18 protein-coding genes are annotated in these 21,973 nt (G+C 62.4%); 13 read left to right on the forward strand and 5 right to left on the reverse strand.

Annotation, left to right across the window (positions count from 1 at the left end; genetic code table 11):
- Positions 1-12: 12 nt before the first annotated feature.
- On the reverse strand, positions 13-939 hold the full coding sequence (gene epsC / locus HX811_RS08855) for a serine O-acetyltransferase EpsC (protein WP_008435810.1): 927 nt from the start codon (positions 937-939) through the stop codon (positions 13-15).
- A gap of 166 nt (positions 940-1,105) precedes the next feature.
- Between epsC and HX811_RS08860 the strand changes: the two genes are divergently transcribed.
- From HX811_RS08860 to HX811_RS08915, 12 genes are all read left to right on the forward strand, one after another.
- Positions 1,106-2,098 (forward strand): D-cysteine desulfhydrase, encoded by a 993-nt coding sequence (locus HX811_RS08860; protein ID WP_008435811.1) that lies wholly within the window; start codon positions 1,106-1,108, stop codon positions 2,096-2,098.
- Between the two features lie 231 nt (positions 2,099-2,329).
- Complete coding sequence (tcyJ, locus tag HX811_RS08865; RefSeq protein ID WP_003211859.1) at positions 2,330-3,124, forward strand: cystine ABC transporter substrate-binding protein; 795 nt, start codon at positions 2,330-2,332, stop codon at positions 3,122-3,124.
- The gene (gene tcyL / locus HX811_RS08870; RefSeq protein ID WP_003211857.1) at positions 3,124-3,789 is read left to right on the forward strand and encodes a cystine ABC transporter permease; all 666 of its coding nucleotides are present in this window, start codon (positions 3,124-3,126) and stop codon (positions 3,787-3,789) included. The genes tcyJ and tcyL overlap by 1 nt, the downstream gene beginning before the upstream one ends.
- A 3-nt stretch (positions 3,790-3,792) precedes the next feature.
- Positions 3,793-4,539, forward strand: coding sequence for an L-cystine ABC transporter ATP-binding protein TcyN (gene tcyN / locus HX811_RS08875; protein WP_003211855.1), 747 nt, complete (start codon positions 3,793-3,795; stop codon positions 4,537-4,539).
- 337 nt (positions 4,540-4,876) lie between these two features.
- Positions 4,877-5,662, forward strand: coding sequence for a hypothetical protein (locus tag HX811_RS08880; RefSeq protein ID WP_177021886.1), 786 nt, complete (start codon positions 4,877-4,879; stop codon positions 5,660-5,662).
- A 184-nt stretch (positions 5,663-5,846) separates the two neighbouring features.
- Positions 5,847-7,088 carry an SfnB family sulfur acquisition oxidoreductase gene (locus HX811_RS08885; protein ID WP_008435817.1) on the forward strand — a complete coding sequence of 414 codons (1,242 nt, stop codon included), beginning with the start codon at positions 5,847-5,849 and terminating at the stop codon, positions 7,086-7,088.
- Between the two features lie 23 nt (positions 7,089-7,111).
- Complete coding sequence (locus HX811_RS08890; RefSeq protein ID WP_177045589.1) at positions 7,112-8,305, forward strand: SfnB family sulfur acquisition oxidoreductase; 1,194 nt, start codon at positions 7,112-7,114, stop codon at positions 8,303-8,305.
- Positions 8,305-9,657, forward strand: coding sequence for an LLM class flavin-dependent oxidoreductase (locus tag HX811_RS08895; RefSeq protein ID WP_177045591.1), 1,353 nt, complete (start codon positions 8,305-8,307; stop codon positions 9,655-9,657). Before HX811_RS08890 ends, HX811_RS08895 begins: the two co-directional genes overlap by 1 nt.
- Positions 9,658-9,738: 81 nt before the next feature.
- Entirely contained in the window at positions 9,739-10,554 is an 816-nt protein-coding gene (locus HX811_RS08900; RefSeq protein WP_177045593.1) for a MetQ/NlpA family ABC transporter substrate-binding protein, read from the forward strand.
- On the forward strand, positions 10,551-11,669 hold the full coding sequence (locus HX811_RS08905; RefSeq protein ID WP_003211842.1) for a methionine ABC transporter ATP-binding protein: 1,119 nt from the start codon (positions 10,551-10,553) through the stop codon (positions 11,667-11,669). Before HX811_RS08900 ends, HX811_RS08905 begins: the two co-directional genes overlap by 4 nt.
- The gene (locus HX811_RS08910; RefSeq protein WP_003211840.1) at positions 11,659-12,303 is read left to right on the forward strand and encodes a methionine ABC transporter permease; all 645 of its coding nucleotides are present in this window, start codon (positions 11,659-11,661) and stop codon (positions 12,301-12,303) included. The genes HX811_RS08905 and HX811_RS08910 overlap by 11 nt, the downstream gene beginning before the upstream one ends.
- A 39-nt stretch (positions 12,304-12,342) precedes the next feature.
- Positions 12,343-12,969: a bifunctional 2-polyprenyl-6-hydroxyphenol methylase/3-demethylubiquinol 3-O-methyltransferase UbiG gene (locus tag HX811_RS08915; protein ID WP_177021017.1), complete on the forward strand. Its 627-nt coding sequence runs from the start codon at positions 12,343-12,345 to the stop codon at positions 12,967-12,969.
- A 94-nt stretch (positions 12,970-13,063) separates the two neighbouring features.
- Here HX811_RS08915 and HX811_RS08920 read toward each other — a convergent pair whose 3' ends face one another.
- The 4 genes from HX811_RS08920 to HX811_RS08935 all read right to left on the reverse strand — a co-directional run bounded on the left by HX811_RS08920 (position 13,064) and on the right by HX811_RS08935 (position 20,589).
- Positions 13,064-15,247, reverse strand: a complete 2,184-nt coding sequence (locus tag HX811_RS08920) for a glycoside hydrolase (RefSeq protein WP_177045595.1) — start codon at positions 15,245-15,247, stop codon at positions 13,064-13,066.
- Between the two features lie 121 nt (positions 15,248-15,368).
- A complete protein-coding gene (locus HX811_RS08925) occupies positions 15,369-18,422 on the reverse strand; it encodes an efflux RND transporter permease subunit (RefSeq protein ID WP_087692737.1) in 3,054 nt (1,017 codons plus the stop codon).
- Positions 18,419-19,489, reverse strand: a complete 1,071-nt coding sequence (locus HX811_RS08930; protein WP_177045597.1) for an efflux RND transporter periplasmic adaptor subunit — start codon at positions 19,487-19,489, stop codon at positions 18,419-18,421. The genes HX811_RS08925 and HX811_RS08930 overlap by 4 nt, the downstream gene beginning before the upstream one ends.
- Positions 19,486-20,589 carry an efflux RND transporter periplasmic adaptor subunit gene (locus HX811_RS08935; RefSeq protein WP_177045599.1) on the reverse strand — a complete coding sequence of 368 codons (1,104 nt, stop codon included), beginning with the start codon at positions 20,587-20,589 and terminating at the stop codon, positions 19,486-19,488. The genes HX811_RS08930 and HX811_RS08935 overlap by 4 nt, the downstream gene beginning before the upstream one ends.
- A 122-nt stretch (positions 20,590-20,711) precedes the next feature.
- On the opposite strand from HX811_RS08935, the gene HX811_RS08940 reads away from it, so the two are divergent.
- Complete coding sequence (locus tag HX811_RS08940) at positions 20,712-21,872, forward strand: AAA family ATPase (protein WP_177045601.1); 1,161 nt, start codon at positions 20,712-20,714, stop codon at positions 21,870-21,872.
- Positions 21,873-21,973: the final 101 nt, after the last annotated feature.

Raw genomic sequence — 21,973 nt, forward strand, 5'->3', positions numbered from 1 at the left:
GAGAGAGGGGTTCTACTTCTGCGTCCCATCATCATGCTGCAGATTCGCCTGGGTCAGGTTCGCCCCCGCCGGCACACTGCGCGTCAGCCACACATTGCCGCCAATGGTCGAGCCCTTGCCGATCGTAATCCGCCCCAGGATTGTCGCCCCGGCATAGATCACCACATCATCCTCGACAATCGGATGCCGCGGATGGCCTTTCTGCAATTGCCCATCCTCATCCGCCGGGAAACGCTTGGCGCCCAATGTCACGGCCTGGTAGATCCGTACCCGCTCGCCGATGATCGCCGTCTCGCCAATCACCACACCCGTCCCGTGGTCGATAAAGAAGCTCGGGCCGATCTGCGCGCCCGGGTGAATATCAATCCCGGTCGCCGAATGCGCGATTTCCGCGCTGATGCGCGCCAGCAACGGCAAGCCTGCCCGATACAAGTGGTGCGCCAGGCGATGGTGAATCACCGCCAAAATCCCCGGGTAGCACAACAGCACTTCATCCACGCTGCGCGCCGCCGGGTCGCCGTGGTAGGCGGCGAGCACGTCGGTGTCCAACAGGCTGCGCAAGCCTGGCAACGCCAGGGCGAAATCCTGGATCAGGTGGATGGCATGGGCGTCGACTTCACTGTCATCCTCGCCACCTTGCCGCGCGGCATATCGCAGCTCCAGGCGCGCCTGGGCGAGCAATGCATTCAGCGCCACATCCAGGGTGTGGCCGACGTAGAAGTCTTCACTTTCTTCACGCAGGTCCACCGGCCCCAGACGCATGGGGAACAGCGCACCACACAACGCCTCGAGAATCTGCGCCACGGCTTCCCGTGAAGGCAGCTCGCGCCCGCCCTGCTCGCCGCTGACCCGGCCGTTGCGGGTGCGCCACTGGTCCCGGGCGCTGCGCAGCTGGCTGACGATGGTCTGTAATTGCCAATGACTGGAACGCTCACTCACGGTCTTCACTCCTGACGAAATGCCCATCACTTTACGGCAAGGAACCTGAGCGTCCTTAAGAACCAATAGTGCAATGCTAATAACCCGCCGACATAAGCGATTGGCGGTTGCCGACGCAAAAGTGCCTGCCTATAGTCCCAGCATCTCTGACCACCCGTGCGTAGCCATGATCAAACAACAGCTCGACCGCTTTAACCGTCTGGAACTGCTGGGCGGCGCCACCGCCCTGGAAAAACTCGAGCGGCTGTCGGCCTGGCTGGGGCGTGACGTCTACGTCAAACGCGACGACACCACGCCGCTGGCGATGGGCGGCAACAAGCTGCGCAAACTCGAATACCTTGCCGCCGATGCGCTGGCCCAGGGTGCCGATACCCTGGTGACCGCCGGCGCGATCCAGTCCAACCATGTACGCCAGACCGCTGCGCTGGCCGCCAAGCTGGGCCTGGGCTGCGTTGCCCTGCTGGAAAACCCGACGGGCACCGAAGACCCCAACTACCTGGCCAACGGCAACCGCCTGTTGCTGGAGCTGTTCGACGCCAAGGTCGAGTTGGTGGAGAACCTGGACAACGTCGACGACCAGCTCAACGCCCTCGCCGACCGCCTGCGCAGCAACGGCAAGAAGCCGTACCTGGTGCCCATCGGCGGCTCCAACGCCCTCGGCGCCCTGGGTTACGTGCGCGCCGGGCTGGAGCTGGCCGGGCAGATTGAAGACAGCGGCATCCCGTTCTCCACCGTGGTCCTGGCCTCCGGCAGCGCCGGCACCCACAGCGGCCTGGCCCTGGCGCTGGCCGAAGTACTGCCCGAGCTGCAAGTGATTGGCATAACGGTGTCCCGTACCGACGAAGCCCAGCGCCCCAAGGTGCAGGGCCTGGCCGAACGTACCGCCGAACTGCTCGGCGTGCCGCTGCCGGACGCGTTCAAGGTGATCCTGTGGGACGAGTACTTCGCCCCCCGTTATGGCGAGCCGAGTGCCGGCACGCTGGCGGCGATCAAGCTGGTAGCCAGCCAGGAAGGCCTGCTGCTGGACCCGGTCTACACGGGCAAGGCCATGGCCGGGTTGCTGGATGGCATTGGACGCCAGCGCTTTGAAGAGGGGCCGATCATCTTCCTGCACACGGGTGGCGCACCGGCGTTGTTTGCTTATGATTCGAGCTTTTGATATTCCATAAAGAAATATCAATCTGATTTTATATTATTTTCAAGTCTTAAAAACCGGCTTTATAGTCGCGCCGTAGGCGAGCTTGATGGCGATACGCATGACTGGGCAGATCCAAAACACCGAGTTGATGCAATCGCGGGCAAGCCCGGCTCCCACACACCGCGCTTTTAAGGCAGGATACGACTACCGCGTCACCTGCATCGCTCAACATAAAAAACACAGGGGCTCTTCATGACTATTTCCGTATTCCGTCGCACGTTACTGGTTGGCACATTGGGGCTGGCGCTTGGCGCCGGGTGGCTCGGTCAGGCAGTTGCCGGCGAGCAGTTGGACAACATCAAGAAAGCCGGCGAAATCAAGATTGGCCTGGAAGGCACCTACCCGCCGTTCAGCTTCGTCGATGAAAGCGGCAAGCTCAGCGGTTTCGAGGTCGAGTTGTCTGAAGCGCTGGCCAAGAAGCTGGGCGTCAAGGTCAAGCTGCAAGCCACGCCGTGGGATGGCATCCTCGCCGCCCTGGAATCCAAGCGTCTGGATGCGGTCGTCAACCAGGTGACCATCTCCGATGCGCGCAAGGAAAAGTATGACTTCTCCAAGCCTTACACCGTCTCCGGGATCCAGGCGCTGACCCTGGCGAAGAACGTCGACACCATCAAGACCGCCGACGACCTGGCCGGCAAGAAAATCGGTGTGGGCCTGGGCACCAACTACGAACAATGGCTCAAGGAAAACCAACCGAAAGCCATCGTCAAAACCTACAACGATGACCCAACCAAGTTCCAGGACCTGCGCATCGGCCGTGTCGACGCCATCCTGATCGACCGCCTCGCCGCGCTGGAATACGCGAAAAAAGCCAAGGACACCGCCGCTGCAGGTGCTGCGTTCTCCCGTCAGGAAGCCGGTATTGCCCTGCGCAAAGGCGAGCCTGAACTGCTGGCCGCGGTGAACAAGGCTCTGGACGAACTGCGCGCCGACGGTACCTTGAAGAAGCTGTCCGAGAAGTACTTCAACGCTGACGTTACTCAATAATGGAAGCAGGTTTCCAACTCGCGCTGGACTCCGCGCCCTTTCTGCTCAAGGGCGCGTACTTCACGGTCATCCTTAGCCTCGGCGGGATGTTTTTCGGCTTGCTGCTGGGCTTCGGCCTGGCCTTGATGCGCCTGTCGCGCTTCAAGCTGTTGAGCTGGACCGCCCGCGTCTACGTGTCGTTCTTTCGCGGCACGCCCTTGCTGGTACAGCTGTTCCTGATCTACTACGGCTTGCCGCAAGTGGGCATCGAGCTGGATCCGATCCCGGCGGCCATGATCGGCTTTTCGCTGAACATGGCTGCTTACGCCTGTGAAATCCTGCGTGCCGCCATCGGTTCCATCGAGCGCGGCCAGTGGGAAGCTGCGGCCAGTATCGGTATGACCCGTGCGCAGACCCTGCGCCGGGCCATCCTGCCGCAGGCCATGCGCACGGCCTTGCCGCCGTTGGGCAACAGCTTTATTTCCCTGGTCAAGGACACCGCCCTGGCCGCCACCATCCAGGTGCCGGAGCTGTTCCGCCAGGCGCAATTGGTCTCGGCCCGTACCTTCGAAATTTTCACCATGTATCTGTCCGCCGCCTTGATCTACTGGATTCTTGCCAGCGTCCTGGCGCACGTGCAAAACCGCCTGGAAGCACGAGTCAACCGGCATGACCTGGAGTCTTGAAGCATGATCGTGGTTGAAAAACTGACCAAACAATTCAAGGGTCAGGTGGTGCTTAACGGGATCGACCTTGAGGTCAAGGAAGGCGAAGTCGTCGCCATCATCGGCCCCAGCGGTTCCGGCAAGACCACCTTGCTGCGCTGCCTGAATTTCCTCGAAGAACCCACCAGTGGCCGAATCAAGGTCGGTGACATCGAGATCGACAGCAGCCGCCCGCTCAACCAACAGCAAAGCCTGGTGCGGCGCCTGCGCCAGCACGTGGGTTTTGTGTTCCAGAACTTCAACCTGTTCCCGCACCGCACGGCCCTGGAGAACGTCATCGAAGGCCCGATCGTGGTCAAGAAGATGCCCCGGACCGCCGCAGATGCCCTGGGCCGCAAGCTATTGGCCCGGGTCGGCCTGGCAGGCAAGGAAGACGCCTACCCACGCCGCCTCTCCGGTGGGCAGCAGCAACGGGTGGCCATTGCCCGGGCCCTGGCGATGGAGCCGGAGGTGATCCTGTTCGATGAGCCGACTTCGGCCCTGGACCCGGAGCTGGTAGGCGAAGTGCTGGCGACCATTCGCAGCCTCGCGGAAGAAAACCGCACCATGGTCATCGTGACCCACGAAATGAGTTTCGCCCGGGATGTGGCCAACCGGGTGATCTTCTTCGACAAGGGCGTCATTGTTGAACAAGGCGAAGCCAAGGCGCTGTTTGCCAACCCGAAAGAAGAACGTACCCGGCAGTTTCTCAGCAAGTTCATCAACAACTAACTTGCGCCGATTCATTGTAAGAAGCTTCGCTTTATAGAGTTGCCGAAAGGCAACTCGCCTCTTTAGTGTTTTTGGGGAAAAACCCTTTATTCATTGGGTAAAAGTCCCCCTGAAGCACGCACTTGCAGCGCCCTCCCAGTAAGACCCTTCTGAATATTCCATAACCCCCTGTTTGCCCCGCCCAACCTCTTGACGCCAACTAACCAAGCCTCTTATCTAACGTCCAGAGGATTGGATCCATTCTGGTTTTTTATTAAATCGTTTCTTTCGGACTACGTCGCCTGCCCGCGCCTGATGTCCGGAACGATTGCTGCTGGCTGCACCAAGGAGATTATTTATGAAGCGTATTTCCACCCAGGCGCTGCTCACTGCCCCGACCTTGCCCCAGGCCCATCGAGAAGGCATCAATGCCCTCGCTGCGACAAACCTGCAGGTCGATATCGCGCCTTACTGCGGCATGGACGAGGGCGACCTGATCGAGTTGTTCTGGAACAACTGCTTTGCCGCCTCCCGGCGCATCACCGCCGGCAAGATCGGCATGCCCACCAGCCTGCGAGTGCCGGAGAGCTTTGTGCAAAATGGCCCGGCACGGATTCATTACCGGGTCATGCAGGTCGGTCACGGCCCGGCGCGCTCGGCCATCACCCGGGTGCAGGTCAAGACCGACTACCCCGGCGGCATGCCCTCGGCACTGAGCCTTGATGAAAACCAGAACCTGGCCGCCGTCAGCCTGCCCGAGACCATCCGTCGCCATGGCGTCAACAGCAGCCAGATCCGCCGTGGCGTGCCCCTGACCATCGAGCCGTACCTGAACATGGCGACCGATGACGAGATCACCCTGCGCTGGGGTGACGTGCGCCTGGACCTGCCGAGCATCCAGGCCGACGATGTGGGCAAGGCGGTGCAGGTGTGGGTGCCGTCGGCCATCATTGTCGAAGCCGGGGATGACCATCGTCTCGAGGTGACCTACTGCATTCTCGACCGGGTCGGCAACAATTCAAGCTGGGCGCCAGCCCGCATCCTGCGCATCGCCGCGCTCGCTCCCCAGGCCCCGACCAGCCCCGCCAGGGCCCCGCTGGCCTACCAACCCCGTCGCCCCGGCTCGCCCTGTGAACCGGGGTGACAGACCTTCTATGCATATTCCTAAAAGTTAGTTTATTAAAAAATTTAACACGCTTAGGGTATATGCACCGGACCACCGGACATTCCTGATTTTTTTATCTTTTCAACGGATGTGAGGTAGGTATGGTCAAAATTACCCCGGTGCGTAACGCCAGGGCATTGCGTGCAGCCAAGGAGCGGCGCTGATGTCTAACTTGGCACAAACACCCCCCCAGAGTGATCTGGACGTTGCCCCGCTGTTGTTGCCCGCCAAAGTGCTGCGCAACGACGCCGAGGCCCTGAGCGCCGCCCACGAGCTGGCACAGGCCGCGCGCCTGCAAGCGGCCAGGCGCGATCAGCAACGCAAACTGCCCTGGGCTGAAATCGAACACTTCACCCGCAGCGGCCTGGGCAGTATTTCCATTCCCCGTGAGTACGGCGGCCCGCAGGTGTCCTTCGTGACCCTGGCCGAGGTGTTCGCGATCATCAGCGCGGCCGACCCGGCGCTGGGGCAAATCCCGCAGAACCATTTCGGCATCCTGCACGTGCTGCAAGGTGCGGCCAGCGAGCGCCAGAAAAAGCAGCTGTTCCAGAGCGTGCTGGACGGCTGGCGCATCGGCAACGGCGGCCCGGAACGCGGTACCAAAAACACCCTGGACCTCAAGTCACGCATCACCGCCGAAGGTGACGGCTACGTCGTCAGTGGCCAGAAGTTCTACTCCACTGGCGCGCTGTTCGCCCATTGGGTGGCGGTCAAGGCCTTGAACGATGACGGCAAAGTCGTCATGGCGTTCGTGCGCCGTGGCACCGAAGGCCTGCGTATCGTCGATGACTGGTCAGGCTTTGGCCAACGCACCACCGCCAGCGGCACAGTGCTGCTGGATCAAGTGGCGGTGGACGCCGAACTGGTGGTGGAAACCTGGCGACTCGGCGAAACACCGGGCATCCAGGGTGCAGTCTCGCAATTGATCCAGGCGGCCATCGACGCCGGCATCGCCCGTGGCGCGATCGACGACACCATCAGCTTTGTACGCGAACGCTCGCGGCCATGGATCGACGCCAAGGTCGAACGGGCCAGCGATGACCTGTATGTGATCGCCGATATCGGCAAGCTGAAGATCGAACTGCACGCCGCTGAAGCCCTGCTGCGCAAGGCCGGCCAGGTACTGGACCAAGTCAGCGCCGCGCCGATCACCGCGCAGTCCGCCGCACGCGCCTCGATTGCCGTGGCCGAAGCCAAGGTGCTGACCACCGAGATTTCCCTGCTCGCCAGCGAAAAGCTGTTCGAGCTGGCCGGCAGCCGCGCGACCCTCGCCGAATTCAACCTCGACCGCCACTGGCGCAACGCCCGGGTGCACACCCTGCACGACCCGGTGCGCTGGAAGTACCACGCGGTGGGCGCTTACCACCTCAACGGCACTTTGCCTGCCCGGCATTCCTGGATTTAACGACCAGACCTCTGGAGAAACCTATGACCCTTTCTCATCACGTCGCGGTTATTACCAGCGATGAACAAGCCCTCATTGTCGCCAGCGACCTGGCCGAAGACTTCCGCCGCGACAGCGCCTTGCGTGACCGTGAACGCCGCCTGCCCTTGCCTGAGCTGGACGTGTTTTCCCGCTCCGGCCTGTGGGGCATCAGCGTACCCAAGGAGTTCGGTGGTGCCGGCGTTTCCAACGTCACCCTGGCCAAGGTCACGGCACTGATTGCCCAGGCGGATGCGTCCCTGGGGCAGATCCCGCAGAACCATTTTTATGCCCTCGAAGTGCTGCGGGTGAACGGCAGCCCGGCGCAGCAAAAACGCCTGTACGCCGAAGTGCTCGCCGGCCAGCGCTTCGGCAATGCGCTGGCAGAACTGGGCACCAAGACCGCCCACGACCGCATCACCAAGATCACCCGCGACGGTGACGGTTTCCGTATCACCGGCCGCAAGTTCTACTCGACCGGCGCGATCTACGCCCAACGTATTTCCACTTCCGTGGTGGACGAAAACGGTGTGCAGCAACTGGCCTTTGTCACCCGTGACAGCGAGGGCCTGAGCGTGATCGACGACTGGAGCGGCTTCGGCCAGCGCACCACCGGCAGCGGTTCGGTGGTGTTCGATAACGTGTGGGTCGCGGCCCAGGACGTGATCCCGTTCCAGAGTGCCTTCGAGCGCCCGACCACTGTCGGCCCGCTGGCGCAGATCCTTCACGCCGCCATCGACACCGGTATCGCCCGCGCTGCCTATGAGGATGCGCTGCACTTCGTGCGCACCAAGACCCGGCCGTGGATCGACGCCACCAGCGACAAGGCCACCGAAGATCCGCTGACCCTGAAAAGCTTCGGCCACTTGAGCATCCGCCTGCACGCCACCGAAGCCCTGCTGGAACGCTCAGGCGAATTCCTCGACCGCGCCCAGGCCGACAGCAATGCCGACACCGTCGCGGCCGCATCCATCGCGGTCGCCGAAGTGCGCGCCCTCAGCACCGAGATTTCCCTGGCGGCCGGCAGCACCCTGTTCGAACTCGCCGGCAGCCAGGCGACCCTCGCCGAACACGGCCTGGACCGCCACTGGCGCAACGCCCGGGTGCACACCCTGCACGACCCGGTGCGCTGGAAGTACTTTGCTGTGGGCAATTACTACCTCAACGATGAAAACCCGCCACTGCGGGGGACTATCTGATGGCGAAGAAAAAGATCCTGCTCAATGCCTTCAATATGAACTGCATCGGGCACATCAACCATGGCCTGTGGACCCATCCACGGGACAACTCGACCCAGTACAAAACCATCGAGTACTGGACCGAACTGGCGCAGTTGCTGGAACGCGGACTGTTCGACGGGCTGTTCATCGCCGACATCGTCGGCGTGTATGACGTCTACCAGAACTCGGTGGACGTGCCGCTCAAGGAAGCGATCCAGCTGCCGGTCAACGACCCGTTGCTGCTGGTCTCGGCCATGGCGGCGGTGACCAAAAACCTTGGCTTCGGCCTGACCGCCAACCTCACCTACGAACCGCCGTATCTGTTCGCCCGGCGCATGTCGACCCTCGACCACCTGAGCCGCGGCCGGGTGGGCTGGAACATCGTCACCGGCTACCTCGACAGCGCTGCCAAGGCCATGGGCCTGACCGAGCAGGTCGAGCACGACCGGCGCTACGACCAGGCCGACGAATACCTGGAAGTGCTCTACAAACTCTGGGAAGGCAGCTGGGAAAACGACGCGGTGATCAACGATCCGCAGGCGCGGGTGTATGCCCAGCCGGAGAAAGTGCACAAGATCGAGCACAAGGGCGAGTTCTATCAGGTCGAGGGCTATCACCTGTGCGAGCCGTCGCCGCAACGCACGCCGGTGCTGTTCCAGGCGGGCAGCTCCGACCGTGGGCTGCTGTTTGCCGGGCGTCACGCCGAGTGCGTGTTCATCAGCGGGCAGAACAAGGCCTCGACCAAGATCCAGGTGGACAAGGTGCGCGCCAGCGCCGTGGAAGCCGGGCGTAACCCGGACGACATCAAGGTGTTCATGGGGCTGAACGTGATTGTCGGCGCCACCGAAGAAGCTGCGTGGGCCAAGCACGCCGAGTACCTGAGCTACGCCAGTGCGGAAGCCGGCGTGGCGCATTTCTCGGCATCCACGGCGATTGATTTTTCACAGTACGAAATCGACGAACCGATCCAGTACGTGAAGAGCAACGCCATCCAGTCCGCGACCAAGAACCTGCAGAACAATGACTGGACCCGGCGCAAGTTGCTTGAGCAGCACGCCCTGGGCGGGCGCTACATCACCCTGGTGGGTTCGCCGGCACAGGTGGCGGATGAACTTGAATCTTGGATCAGCGAAACCGGCCTGGATGGCTTCAACCTGACGCGCATCGTCACCCCGGAAAGCTACGTCGACTTCATCGAACTGGTGGTGCCGGAGCTGCAGCGCCGGGGCTCGTACAAGACCGCGTATGACACCGGGACGCTGCGGGAGAAAGTCTTCCACCACTCCGCGCACCTGCCTGAACAACACACCGGCTCCACCTACCGCCACTGAACCAAAATGTGGGAGCTGGCTTGCCTGCTCCCACAGTTGACCGAGTTGTTTGCACTCACACCTTATGACTGGAAATCCACTATGAAAAAAACATTGCTCAGCCACCCAGTCAAAGCACTGGCGCTCGCCCTCGGATTGTTCAGCTCGGCGGTATTCGCCGCTGACGCTCCCTTGAAAGTCGGCACCACCGCCGCCTTCGCCATTCCACTGGAGGCCGCCGCCTCCGAGGCCGGCAAACAGGGTTTGAAAGTCGAACTGGTGGAATTCACCGACTGGATCGCACCCAACGTCAGCCTGGCAGCCGGCGATATCGACGTGAACTACTTCCAGCACATCCCGTTTTTGGAAAACGCCAAGGCCGCCGCCGGCTTTGACCTGGTGCCGTACGCGCCGGGCATCATCAACAACGTCGGGCTGTATTCGAAGAAGTACAAGAGCATCAACGACCTGCCCCAGGGCGCCAGCGTGGCGATTGCCAACGACCCGATCAACAGCGGTCGCGGCTTGCAACTGCTGGCCAAGGCCGGCTTGATCACGCTCAAGCCGGGCGTGGGCTACAAGGCCACTGAAGAAGACATCGTCACCAACCCGAAGAAGATCAAGATCCTGCAAGTCGAAGCCGTGCAACTGGTGCGCGCCTATGACGACGCCGACCTGGTGCAGGGCTACCCGGCGTATATCCGCCTGTCCAAGACCTTCGATGCCGAGTCAGCGCTGCTGTTCGACGGCCTCGACCACCCGGAATACGTGATCCAGTTCGTGGTCCAGCCCAAGAGCAAAACCGACCCGCGGGTGATCAAGTTCGTCGACATCTACCAGCACTCGCCGGTGGTGCGCGCCGCGTTGGATAAATCCCTTGGCAAGCTCTACCAAGTGGGCTGGGAAGATAAAAAATGACCGCCGCCCACTCTCAACTGCGCGACCTGGGCCTGCCGCCCAGGGACGCCGAGCAGACAGAACTGCACCCGGACCTGAACCGCGCGCACGTGCGCTTTATCAACCTGGGCAAGACCTATGACGGCCAATCCGTGCCCGCCCTGCAAGGCATCGACCTGGCGATCCAGCGCGGCGAAGTCTTTGGCATCATCGGCCGCAGCGGCGCCGGCAAGTCGTCGCTGATCCGCACCATCAACCGCCTGGAACAACCGAGCAGCGGCCGGGTATTGATTGACCAGGTGGACATCGGCGACTTCGACGAAGACCGCCTGGTCGCCCTGCGCCGACGCATCGGCATGATCTTCCAGCACTTCAACCTGATGTCGGCCAAGACTGTGTGGCAGAACGTCGAACTGCCGTTGAAAGTCGCAGGCGTGCCCAAGGAGCAGCGCGAGAAGAAGGTTCGTGAACTGCTGGAATTGGTCGGTTTGCAGGATAAGCACAAGGCTTACCCGGCGCAGCTGTCCGGCGGGCAGAAACAGCGGGTGGGCATCGCCCGCTCACTGGTGCATGACCCACAGATTCTGTTGTGCGATGAAGCCACTTCGGCGCTCGACCCTGAGACCACGCAATCCATCCTCGGCCTGCTGCGGGAGATCAACAAACGCCTGGGCTTGACCATCGTGCTGATCACCCACGAAATGGCCGTGATTCGCGAAATCTGCGACCGCGTGGTGGTGCTGGAACACGGCCATGTGGTCGAGCAAGGCCCGGTGTGGGAAGTGTTCGGCAACCCGCAGCATGAGGTCAGTAAAACCCTGCTGGCGCCGCTGCAACATGGCCTGCCTGAAGAGTTGCAAAGCCGCCTGCAGGCCAATCCGACCTCAAAGGACGCCGCCGTGGTGCTGCGCTTGCAACTGACTGGCAGTGCCGAAGACGAACCCGATCTTGCTGCGTTGTTCAGCGCCCTCGGCGGGCGCGTGCGCTTGCTGCAAGGCGGTGTGGAACGCATCCAGGGCCACGCCTTGGGGCAATTGCTGCTGGCGGTGAGCGGCTCGTCCCTGACCGCCGAAGAACTGCGCAGCCGCGCCGGGCGCTGGGCACAACAGGTGGAGGTGCTGGGCTATGTGGTTTGATCGTTTATTGCAGGGCGCCATCGACACACTGTTGATGGTCGGAGTGTCGTCGTTGATTGCATTGCTGGTGGGGATTCCGCTGGCGGTGTTCCTGGTGACCAGCGACAAGGGCGGCATCTATCAGGCGCCTGCCTTGAATCGGGTGCTGGGGGCGTTCGTTAACCTGTTCCGCTCGATCCCGTTTTTGATTTTGATGGTGGCGCTGATTCCGTTCACCCGGTTGATCGTCGGCACCACCTATGGCGTGTGGGCGGCGGTGGTGCCGTTGACCATCGCGGCCACGCCGTTCTTTGCGCGGATCGCCGAAGTCAGCTTGCGCGAAGTCGACCACGGCTTGATCGAGGCGGCGCAGGCCATGGGTTGCCGGCGCTGGCATATCGTCTGGCATGTGCTGCTGCCGGAGGCGCTGCCGGGGATTGTCGGCGGGTTCACGATTACCCTGGTGACGATGATCAACTCCTCGGCCATGGCCGGGGCAATTGGCGCCGGTGGGCTGGGGGATATTGCCTATCGCTATGGCTATCAGCGTTTTGACACGCAGATCATGCTCACCGTGATTGTGCTGCTGGTGATCCTGGTAGCCGTGATTCAGTTGGGCGGCGATCGGTTGGCCAGGGTTCTGAACAAGAGGTGAGGTATAGTCGGGCCATCTCAGCGCCCGGTATAACCCGCCATGAAACTCGCCCCCGACGACCTCGACCAGATCACCTCCACCACCCTTGGCCACTACAACAAAGTGGCCGAGGATTTTCGTGAAGGCACCCGCGATCACGATGTGAGCCAGAACATTGATGCGTTGCTGCGGCATATCCAGGGCGACGCACCGTTTACCGTGCTGGACTTCGGCTGCGGGCCGGGGCGGGATTTGCAGACGTTTACCCGCATGGGCCACATCGCGGTGGGGCTCGATGGTTCGGAGCGCTTTGCACAGATGGCCCGGGAAGACAGCGGCTGTGAAGTGCTGCAACAGGACTTCCTGAAGCTGGATTTGCCGGCCGGCCGTTTCGACGGGATCTTCGCCAATGCGGTGCTGTTTCATATTCCCAAGCAGGAACTGCCGCGCATTCTTGGGCAGTTGCATGGGGCGTTGAAGGTCGGTGGAGTGTTGTTCAGCTCAAACCCTCGAGGTGAAAACCAGGAGGGCTGGAATGGGCCGCGGTATGGCTCGTATCACGACTTGCAGGCGTGGCAGGAATTGCTGACGGCTGCGGGGTTTGTGGAGCTGGAGCATTACTACCGGCCAGCGGGATTGCCTCGGGAACAACAGCCGTGGCTGGCGAGTGTGTGGCGCAAGCTGTAGGTCTTTGTTGTTTGGGCTTACGCCTTCGCGAGCAAGCCCGCTCCCACATTTTGGAATGCATTCCCCTGTGGGAGCGGGCTTGCTCGCGAAGGACTCACAGCCGCCACTCATCCACCTGATACACCACAGCCTGGGCGCCAGGTACAAAAGCCGTAATACGCCCCTCAGCAAAATTCGCCACCAACCGCGTCCCATCGGCAAACGTGGTCTGCTGCACCTGTTTATCTTCCGTCAGCCAGCGAAAATCGGTCATCGCCTGAGTCGCCAACCGCTCATGCAGCGGCCGGAAGAACGCGTCCTGGCGCTGAATCACCGGCAAGCGCTGCTTCACTGTCGCCGCACTCAGGTGATACAGCGGCGGCACGTTGTAGAGCAGTTGCGTCAGCTCGTTTTCGGCCCGCACGTTGCTCAGTTTCAGGCTGTCGAACAGCCAATGGTGGGTGGTGATCACCGAGCCATGGAACACCGCCTGATACAGCGGCAGGCGCATCGTCGGGTCAAAGTAGACCGTGCGAAACGGCTCTTTCAACGGCACCGACTTGAAGAACACCGCCGGCTGTTCCAGCGGGTACCAAGCCCCGACGTAATACGGCGACTGCTTGTCCTTGGTCATCTCACGATCACCCCAGCCCAGCACCGGCGTTTGCATGCCGTGGGCAAACAGGATGCCTCGGGCGGTGATCGCGTTGCCGTCCTCGGAACCTGCCGGCAACTTCAGCGCCGTATTGATCCAGCGGGCCGCATCGATATTGCCTTCGGCATTTTGTGCCTGGGTCATGCTCGCACCCGTGCGATAGCTGTCGAACAACATGCTGGTGGCATAGGCGTCGAGGAACCAGGCGTTGAACCCGGACTTGGCCTGCACCGCCTTGATCCGCGCCTCCAGCAACGGCCGCACGCAGCGCGGGTCGGTGTAGTGGCCGGACTTCTGGAAGCCTGTCTTGAGCTGGCCGCCCTTCAACACGATCGCGCACTCGCCATAGGCCTTGCTGCCCAGGTGCGCGGTGGTCCAGTCGGGATTTTCGGTGGCCGACAGTGCCGTTTCATAAGAGTCGTAGGGCGCCATCAAGTAACCGGCGTCGACCCCGGTCTTCACCGCCTCAGGATGCCAGAGCCCGCCTTCCCAGCCTTCGCCCTGGGTCACCAACAAGCGTTTGAGGCCAGCGCCTTTCAATGCATTGGTGACCGACAAGGTATTGCCCCAGGTCTCGGGCGTTGCGCTCAATGCACCCGCAAAAGCCACGGCCAACTCACGACGCAGAGCACCATAGCCATCAGCGAGTTGGGTCATATTCGGCTCGGTGGAGGGCTGCCAGCTTTGCCGGGCCTTTGTGTTGATCGCCGCGTTCAGGCCGCGCAGCAGGACAGCCTGCTCATACGGTTGCTTGACCTGCCGAACCTGCGCAGCCTCTTTGTCCAGCAAGCCATTCAATTCAGCCGCCAAGCCTTTGCCGCTGCGTAGCAGCTTGAGCAGTTGCGGCCAGTCGCGCACATCCCCCGGAGCCAGCAGATCATTGCCCCACAGGTAGATATGGCTGGCGCCCAGCAGCTTTTCCGCTTCCGGGGTTTGCCGCAACTTGTCCGCCAACGGTTCAAACAGTCCCTGCTCCACCAGCCACTGGTGATAACGCTTGGCGCCGGCCAGCGGGTCGCTTTCGCCCAGGTGCAACAGAACGGTCATCGGCGCTGCGGGGTCCAGCGTGGTGAATTCATGGAAGGCGGACAACGCCAGTCCTTTGCCGTCGGCCTGCCAGTGCAGACGGTTGTTGTAAGGATTGGTCATCAGCCAGTTGAGGGTAAACGCGCCGTGATCCACGCCCCACAGCGGCAAGCTGAGGTCCTGGGTGGTGTTGACGTCGCCCTGTTCCAGCAGGAAGTCCTGCCACACACCATTGCCCGCCGGCACGTAATGCCCCTCGGCCAGGGGCCAGATCAGGCCCTTGCCCATGGCGCTGGCGGGTTGGCGCAGGATCGCCAACTCACCGGCATCACGGGCGGCAATCGTCAGGGCAAGATCCCGTTGCTCGAGGGTGGCGCTCAGGCGATAGGCGCCATCGTCCCATTGCCAACTGGCCTGACGGGTGCTTTGGGAGAGCTGGTTGACCCTGTGCGCAGGGCCTCCGCTTGAAGCCTGCACAGCGGTCTTGTCGCTGGGGAAAACGTGGATCGCAAGGGTCGCCGGGTCGATCTCAACCCGCCACAGGGCGTTCTCCAGCACCGTGCCGGCAAGGGCCACGGGCGACAGTAACAAGCTACAAACCAGCAGGAAACAACGCATGGGGCAGGCCTTGACAAAAGGATCAGGCCCGGAGGGTAAAACAATTGATCGGGTGCGAAGGGCAAAAAAATGTTTCAGGGAACATTCCCACGTCCGTGTAGGAATGTCACCGCTGTGGCCGTCAGGCTTGTTCTTTCTTCGGCTCGCGAATCTTGTACCAGGCCACGTACAGCGCCGGCAGGAACAGCAGCGTGAGCAAGGTGGCGATGATGATCCCGCCGATCATCGCGTAGGCCATCGGGCCCCAGAACACTTCACGGGCGATAGGGATCATGCCCAGGCTGGCCGCTGCTGCGGTCAGCAGGATCGGCCGGCGCCGGTGTTCGGTAGCTTCCACCACCGCGTCCCACGGCGTGTAGCCGTCGCGCTCGTAGGCGTCGATCTGCGTCACCAGGATCACCGAGTTACGGATGATGATGCCGATCAGCGCAAGGATCCCGAGAATCGCCACAAAGCCCATGGGCGTGCCCGTGGGAATCAGCGCCAACACCACGCCAATCAGCCCCAGCGGCGCCACGCTGGCCACCAGGAACATCTTCTGCACGCTGTGCAGCTGGATCATCAGGAAGGTCGCCATCAGAAACAGCATCAACGGCACTACCTTGGCAATCGGGCCCTGGGCCTTGCCGCTTTCTTCCACGGTGCCGCCGGTGGCGACCTTGTAGCCCACCGGCAACCCAGCACTGAACTTGTCGATGTCCGGCTTGAGCTGTTTCACCAGGTCGGTCGGCTGCATGTCGTCGCGCACCGCCGCCTTGATGGTGATGGTCGGCTTGCGGTCGCGACGCCATACCAACGGCTGTTCCAGCTCATAACGCACGGTGGCAAACGCCAGCAGCGGAATCGAGGTGCCGTTGGGCGTGACGATCTGCAGGTTCTGCAAGGTTTCCGGCGTACCGCGTTCGGCATCTTCGGCGCGACCGACCACATTGATCAGGTAGATATCGTCATGCACCTGGGTCACCGACGCACCGCTGACCACGCTGTTCATCAACTGCGCCACGTCTTCCGACGACAGCCCCAGTTGCCGCGCCTTGTCCTGGGCGATGTCCACCCGCAGGACTTTGCCGGGCTCGTTCCAGTCGTAGATGATTTCGCCCATGTGGGTGTTTTTATCGAGCATGGTCGCCAGCTCGATCGCGTGTTTGCGCACTTGGTCGATGTCCTTGCCAGACACCCGATACTGGATCGGACGCCCCACCGGCGGCCCCATTTCCAGTGGCTGCACGAAACTGCCCACGCCGACAAAATCTTCCCGCAGGCGTTTTTGCAGGCGCGCAATCAAGGCGCCGCGCTCTTCCAGGCCCTTGCTGACGATCACCAGTTGCGCGTAGTACGGGTTCTCCAGTTGCTGGTCCAGCGGCAGGTAGAAGCGGATCGCGCCCTGGCCGATATAGGTGCTCCAGCGGGCGATGTCCGGGTCGTCCTTGATGATCGCCTCAAGACGGTCGACGGCCTTGCGGGTCTCGTTGATCGAGGCGTTTTGCGGCAGGTTGAGGTCGACGAGAATTTCCGGACGGTCAGAAGACGGGAAGAACTGGTTCTGCACAAACTGCATCGAAAACACCGACGCCACAAACAGCAGCACGGTAATGCCAATGGCCCACCAGCGGTTACGCATCGCCCACAGCATACCGCCATTGAACGCCCGGCCCACCCGGCCGGGCTCGGCATTGTGGGGTTTTACCTTGCTGCTGAGGATGTGCACGCCCAGCACCGGCGCGAACAATACCGCGACCACCCACGACACCAGCATTGCCACGGCAATCACCGCGAACAGCGTGAAGGTGTACTCCCCCGCCGAACTGGCGTTGAGGCCAATCGGCACAAACCCGGCGACGGTCACCAGCGTGCCGGTCAACATCGGGAATGCGGTGGAGGTGTAGGCGAACGTCGCCGCCTGCTCCTTGGTCTCGCCTTTTTCCAGGCGCGTGATCATCATCTCCACGGTGATCATCGCGTCGTCCACCAACAGGCCGAGGGCAATGATCAACGCGCCCAGCGACACCCGCTGCATGGTGATGCCGCTGTATTCCATGAACACGAACACCAGCGCCAGCACCAGCGGGATCGAGCACGCCACCACCAACCCGGCACGCACGCCGAGGCTGATAAAGCTCACCACCAGTACGATGATCACCGCCTCGAACAACGCGCTGGTAAAGCCGCCGACGGCCTCCTCCACCACCTCGGCCTGGTCGGAAACCTTATGCACGCCCACACCCACCGGCAGGTCGGCGGTCAGGTCGTCCATGCGTTTGTGCAGGGCCTTGCCGAAGTCCTGGATGTTGCCGCCCTTCTGCATGGCGATGGCCAAGCCGATGGCGGGTTTGCCGTTGAAGCGGAACATCGGCGTCGACGGGTCGACATAGCCACGGGTGATTTCCGCCACGTCGGCCAGCCGATAGAAACGGTCATTGAGCCGCAGGTTGACGTTGGCCAGGTCCTTCTCCGAGGCGAACTGCCCGGAGGTGCGCACCGAAATCCGCTCCGGCCCGGCCTCGATCACCCCAGCCGGGGTCACGGCGTTCTGCGATTGCAGGCTCTGCACCACCTGGCGCTGATCGATCCCCAGCGCTGCGAGTTTGCGAGTGGAGAAATTCAGGTAAATCACTTCGTCCTGCTGGCCGATCATCTCGACCTTGCCCAGCCCCGGTACCGAACGAATTTCGGCGCGCACTTGCTCCACGTAATCGCGCAGCTGGCGCATCGACAGGCCGTCGGCGGTAAACGCGTACACCGAGCCGAACACATCCCCGAACTCGTCGTTGAACGCCGGCCCCTGCAAGCCTTGGGGGAAGCTGCCGCGAATATCGTCGATCTTCTTGCGGACCTGGTACCAGATCTGCGGGATGTCCTTGGCGCTGGTGGTGTCCCGCAGGAACACGAACACCGTGGACTCGCCGGGCCGGGTGTAGCTCTTCACGTAGTCGAGGGAGTCCAGCTCTTCGAGTTTTTTCTCGATGCGGTCGGTGACCTGCTTGAGGGTTTCTTCCTGGGTCGCGCCCGGCCAGCGGGTCTGGATCACCATGGTCTTGATGGTGAACGACGGGTCTTCCTCGCGACCGAGGTTCATGTACGAGAACACGCCCATCAGCAGCGCGACGAACATCAGGTACCAGACGAAGGACTGATGCTTGAGGGCCCAGTCGGATAAGTTGAAGCTCCCTTTCATCGCGGGCTGTCCTCGTCGATTTTGACTTTTTGCCCGGGCTTCAGGCTGTTAACGCCGGCACTCACCACCCGCTCGCCGGGTTTGACGCCTGCGTTGAGCAAGGCGCTGTCGGCGTCACGGCTGACGATGCTGACGTCACGGGGCTGTACGGTCTGGCTTTGGGTGTCGATGACCCAGATGCGGGTCTTGCCGTCGGCTTCCTGCAAGGCGCTGAGGGGCAGTTCGATACGCGGCGCGATGGCTGAACTCAGGGTCACGCTGATGGCGGTGCCAAGGCGGAACGCGGGCGGTGTTTCCGCCAGGGTCAGGCGGGCGCGACGGGTGCGCGTGGCGCTTTGGGCCTGGGGTTCGATCTCGCGAACGGTGGCGGTGGTGCTGACCGTGGGGTCCATCTGCCCGGCGACCAGGAACACCACATCCGGTGGCAGGCGTTCGGCGAGGCCGGCGGGCAAGTCGATGACGGCTTCCTTGATGTCCGGTCGTGCCAGGGTCACCACTTGCTGCCCGGCGCTGACCACCTGGCCGGCCTCGGCATTCCAGGCGGTGACGATGCCTGCATGGTCGGTGCGCAGTTCGGCGTAGTTGAGCTGGTCCTTGGCCTGGTTGACCGAGGCCCTGGCCTGATCCAGGGAAGCCTGGGTGGTTTTCAAGTCAGTCTGGGCGATGTCCAGTTGGGCCTGGGCGCCGACGCCACGGTTGAACAATTCCTGCTGGCGGCGGGCATTGGCCTGGGCGTTGATCCACTGTGCCTGGACCCGGGCCAGGTCGCCCTGGGCAGCGCGCAACTGGTTCTGTTGATCGGTGGGGTCGAGCACGGCGAGCAACGCGCCCTGCTGCACTTCAGCGCCCACGTCGACCGCGCGCCGGGCGATACGGCCTGGCACACGGAAACCGAGATTGCTTTCGTAGCGGGCCTGGATCGTTCCGGCGAAGCGGCCGAGGTTTTCCTGGTCCTCGGCTTTCACTTCAATCGACAGCACCGGGCGCACCGGTTCCGGCGCCGGTTCTTCCTCGGAACACGCCATCAACAGCAGGCTGGCGGCGAGAACACACGTCATCTGCTTCATGGCTGCACTCCCTGGGCCTGGGCCTGATCCGGCGGCTGGGCGATTTCCACGATCATGCCGGGATGCAGCAATTGCCCGCCGGCCACCACGACTTTTTCGCCGCCCTTGAGGCCGTCGCTGATGATCACCTTGCCGGTGAGATAACGCGCGACCGTGACCTTGTGCAGTTGCGCCTTGCCGTCGCCGTCAATCAGCCAGACAGCCGGCGCACTGATGTCTTTGGTCAAGGCTGCCCACGGCAATTCGATGCTGGCCTTGGCCGGCCCGTTGGCCGTGGCGCTGACCACCGAGCCCAGTTGCATGCCCTTGGGCAGCGCGTCGAGGGCGATTTTGACTTGCACCGTGCCGGTATTGGCGGCAACGGCCGGGGTGACTTCGCGCACCTTGCCCACGGCGGTGATCTGCGGATTTTCCAGCAGGCTGACGGTAATCGGTTTGTCCGGCGGCGGCTCCACCAGCAGCGATTCATAGACGTTGAACACCGCGTCGCGCTCGCCATCCCGGGCCAGGCTGAAAATCGGCACGGTGGCCTGCACCACCTGGCCCACCTCGGCCTGGCGGGCGGTGATGATGCCCGGCGCGTCGGCGACCAGCGAGGTGTAGCCCAACTGCTCGCGGGCATTGGCCAACTGCGCCTGGGCCGCGGTCAGCGCGCTCTGGCTGCTGCGCAACGCGGCCTGGGCGGAGTCGTATTCGCTGCGGCTGGTGTAGCCCTTGGGCAAGAGTTTTTCCTGGCGCACAAACGCGGCGGCGGTCTGTTTGACCCGCGCCTGCTCGGCGACCACCTGGGCCTGGGCGGAGTCGACGTTGGTCTGCAAATCTTTCGGATCGAGCTTGGCCAGCACCTGCTTGGCGCTGACGCGGTCGCCGACATCCACCATGCGCTGGATGATCTTGCCGCCGACGCGGAACGACAGATCGGTCTGCACCCGGGCCTGGATATCGCCGGTCAAGGTCACGGCGGCGGCAAAGTCGGTGGACTTCACCGTCTGCACAAACACCCGGGAATGTTCCTTGGGTTCGGCTTTTTCCTGGCCGCAACCGCTCAGCAGCGCCAGCAGGCCAAGGCCGAGGATAAATGTGAGTTTGGGACCGCCCATGCAGGCTCCTTTTGCGTGATGCCGACGTGCCAGTGTCTATGCGACTGTGAGCTTAGAACAGGGTTCCTTATCTGCATGGAGAATCCCATACTCCAGGGGTTCCCAAACCGATAATTTTTCTCATGCTCAAGACCCTCGCGGTGGCCAATTACCGCTCGATCAACAAATTGGTGGTGCCGCTGGATCGGTTGAACCTGATTACCGGCCCCAATGGCAGCGGCAAGTCCAACCTGTACCGCGCCCTGCGGCTGCTGGCGGAAACGGCCCAGGGCGGCGTGATCAACGCACTGGCCCGCGAGGGTGGGCTGGATTCAACCTTCTGGGCCGGGCCGGAAAGCATCAGTCGGCGCATGCTCAGTGGTGAAGTGGCGGTGGAGCCCATCGTGCGCCAGGGCGCCAAGCGCCTGCGCCTGGGGTTTGCCGCAGAGGATTTCAGCTATGCGATTTCCCTGGGGTTGCCCGAGAAAACCTTGTCCTATTTTTCCCTGGACCCGGAGATCAAGAAAGAATGCATCTGGGCCGGGCATGTATTTCGCCCGGCGAGCCTGCTGGTGCAGCGCTCCGGCCCGATGGTACGTGCCCGCGATGGCCGCGCCTGGGATGTACTGGCCCAGCACACGCCGAACTACCACAGCCTGTTCGATCAGGTCGGCAGCCTGCGGGGTTCGCCGGAGGTATTGCTGCTGCGCGAAAGCATTCGCGGCTGGCGCTTTTATGACCACTTTCGCAGCGACGTCGACGCCCCGGTGCGCCAGCCGCAACTGGGCACGCGTACGCCGGTGCTGCATCACGATGGGCGGGACTTGGCGGCGGCGTTGCAGACCATCCGCGAGATCGGCGACCCCGAGGCGTTGCAGCGGGCGATCAGCGATGCGTTTCCGGGCGCGCGGTTGAATATCGAGCCGTTGCAGGGCGGACGCTTTGCCATCGAGTTTTATCAGGAAGGATTGCTGCGGCCGTTATCGGCGGCGGAGCTGTCTGACGGGACCTTGCGCTACTTGCTGCTGGTGGCGGCGCTGCTGACGCCGAGGCCACCGACGATGATGGTATTGAACGAACCGGAAACCAGCTTGCACCCGGATCTTTTGCCGGCGTTGGCGCGGCTGATCATTCAGGTGTCGCAGCAGTGTCAGGTGTGGGTGGTGTCCCATGCCAGCCGCTTGATTGCGGCGTTGCAGCAGGGTGAAGGGTGTAATTCGATTGTGCTGGAGAAGGTGATGGGGCAGACGCAGGTGGTGGGGCAGCGGGTGCTGGATGAGCCGGCGTGGCATTGGCCCAGTTAGGCGGCGCCTGTGAGGGCCTCTTCGCGAGCAAGCCCGCTCCCACATTTGTCCGCATTCCAAAGGTGGAACTCGGTCGAATGTGGGAGCGGGCTTGCTCGCGA

It is taken from the genome of Pseudomonas sp. F8002 (genome assembly GCF_013385495.1).
Lineage (GTDB): Bacteria > Pseudomonadota > Gammaproteobacteria > Pseudomonadales > Pseudomonadaceae > Aquipseudomonas.

What these genes read in the sequence shown, in the direction of transcription:
- HX811_RS08940 (WP_177045601.1), top strand. Translation starts at nt 20,712, where the DNA reads ATGCTCAAGACCCTCGCGGTGGCCAATTACCGCTCGATCAACAAATTG.
- HX811_RS08880 (WP_177021886.1), top strand. Translation starts at nt 4,877, where the DNA reads ATGAAGCGTATTTCCACCCAGGCGCTGCTCACTGCCCCGACCTTGCCC.
- HX811_RS08860 (WP_008435811.1), top strand. Translation starts at nt 1,106, where the DNA reads ATGATCAAACAACAGCTCGACCGCTTTAACCGTCTGGAACTGCTGGGC.
- HX811_RS08930 (WP_177045597.1), bottom strand. Translation starts at nt 19,489, where the DNA reads ATGAAGCAGATGACGTGTGTTCTCGCCGCCAGCCTGCTGTTGATGGCG.
- HX811_RS08925 (WP_087692737.1), bottom strand. Translation starts at nt 18,422, where the DNA reads ATGAAAGGGAGCTTCAACTTATCCGACTGGGCCCTCAAGCATCAGTCC.
- HX811_RS08885 (WP_008435817.1), top strand. Translation starts at nt 5,847, where the DNA reads ATGTCTAACTTGGCACAAACACCCCCCCAGAGTGATCTGGACGTTGCC.
- tcyJ (WP_003211859.1), top strand. Translation starts at nt 2,330, where the DNA reads ATGACTATTTCCGTATTCCGTCGCACGTTACTGGTTGGCACATTGGGG.
- tcyN (WP_003211855.1), top strand. Translation starts at nt 3,793, where the DNA reads ATGATCGTGGTTGAAAAACTGACCAAACAATTCAAGGGTCAGGTGGTG.
- HX811_RS08910 (WP_003211840.1), top strand. Translation starts at nt 11,659, where the DNA reads ATGTGGTTTGATCGTTTATTGCAGGGCGCCATCGACACACTGTTGATG.
- HX811_RS08920 (WP_177045595.1), bottom strand. Translation starts at nt 15,247, where the DNA reads ATGCGTTGTTTCCTGCTGGTTTGTAGCTTGTTACTGTCGCCCGTGGCC.
- HX811_RS08890 (WP_177045589.1), top strand. Translation starts at nt 7,112, where the DNA reads ATGACCCTTTCTCATCACGTCGCGGTTATTACCAGCGATGAACAAGCC.
- HX811_RS08935 (WP_177045599.1), bottom strand. Translation starts at nt 20,589, where the DNA reads ATGGGCGGTCCCAAACTCACATTTATCCTCGGCCTTGGCCTGCTGGCG.
- tcyL (WP_003211857.1), top strand. Translation starts at nt 3,124, where the DNA reads ATGGAAGCAGGTTTCCAACTCGCGCTGGACTCCGCGCCCTTTCTGCTC.
- HX811_RS08895 (WP_177045591.1), top strand. Translation starts at nt 8,305, where the DNA reads ATGGCGAAGAAAAAGATCCTGCTCAATGCCTTCAATATGAACTGCATC.
- HX811_RS08900 (WP_177045593.1), top strand. Translation starts at nt 9,739, where the DNA reads ATGAAAAAAACATTGCTCAGCCACCCAGTCAAAGCACTGGCGCTCGCC.
- HX811_RS08915 (WP_177021017.1), top strand. Translation starts at nt 12,343, where the DNA reads ATGAAACTCGCCCCCGACGACCTCGACCAGATCACCTCCACCACCCTT.
- HX811_RS08905 (WP_003211842.1), top strand. Translation starts at nt 10,551, where the DNA reads ATGACCGCCGCCCACTCTCAACTGCGCGACCTGGGCCTGCCGCCCAGG.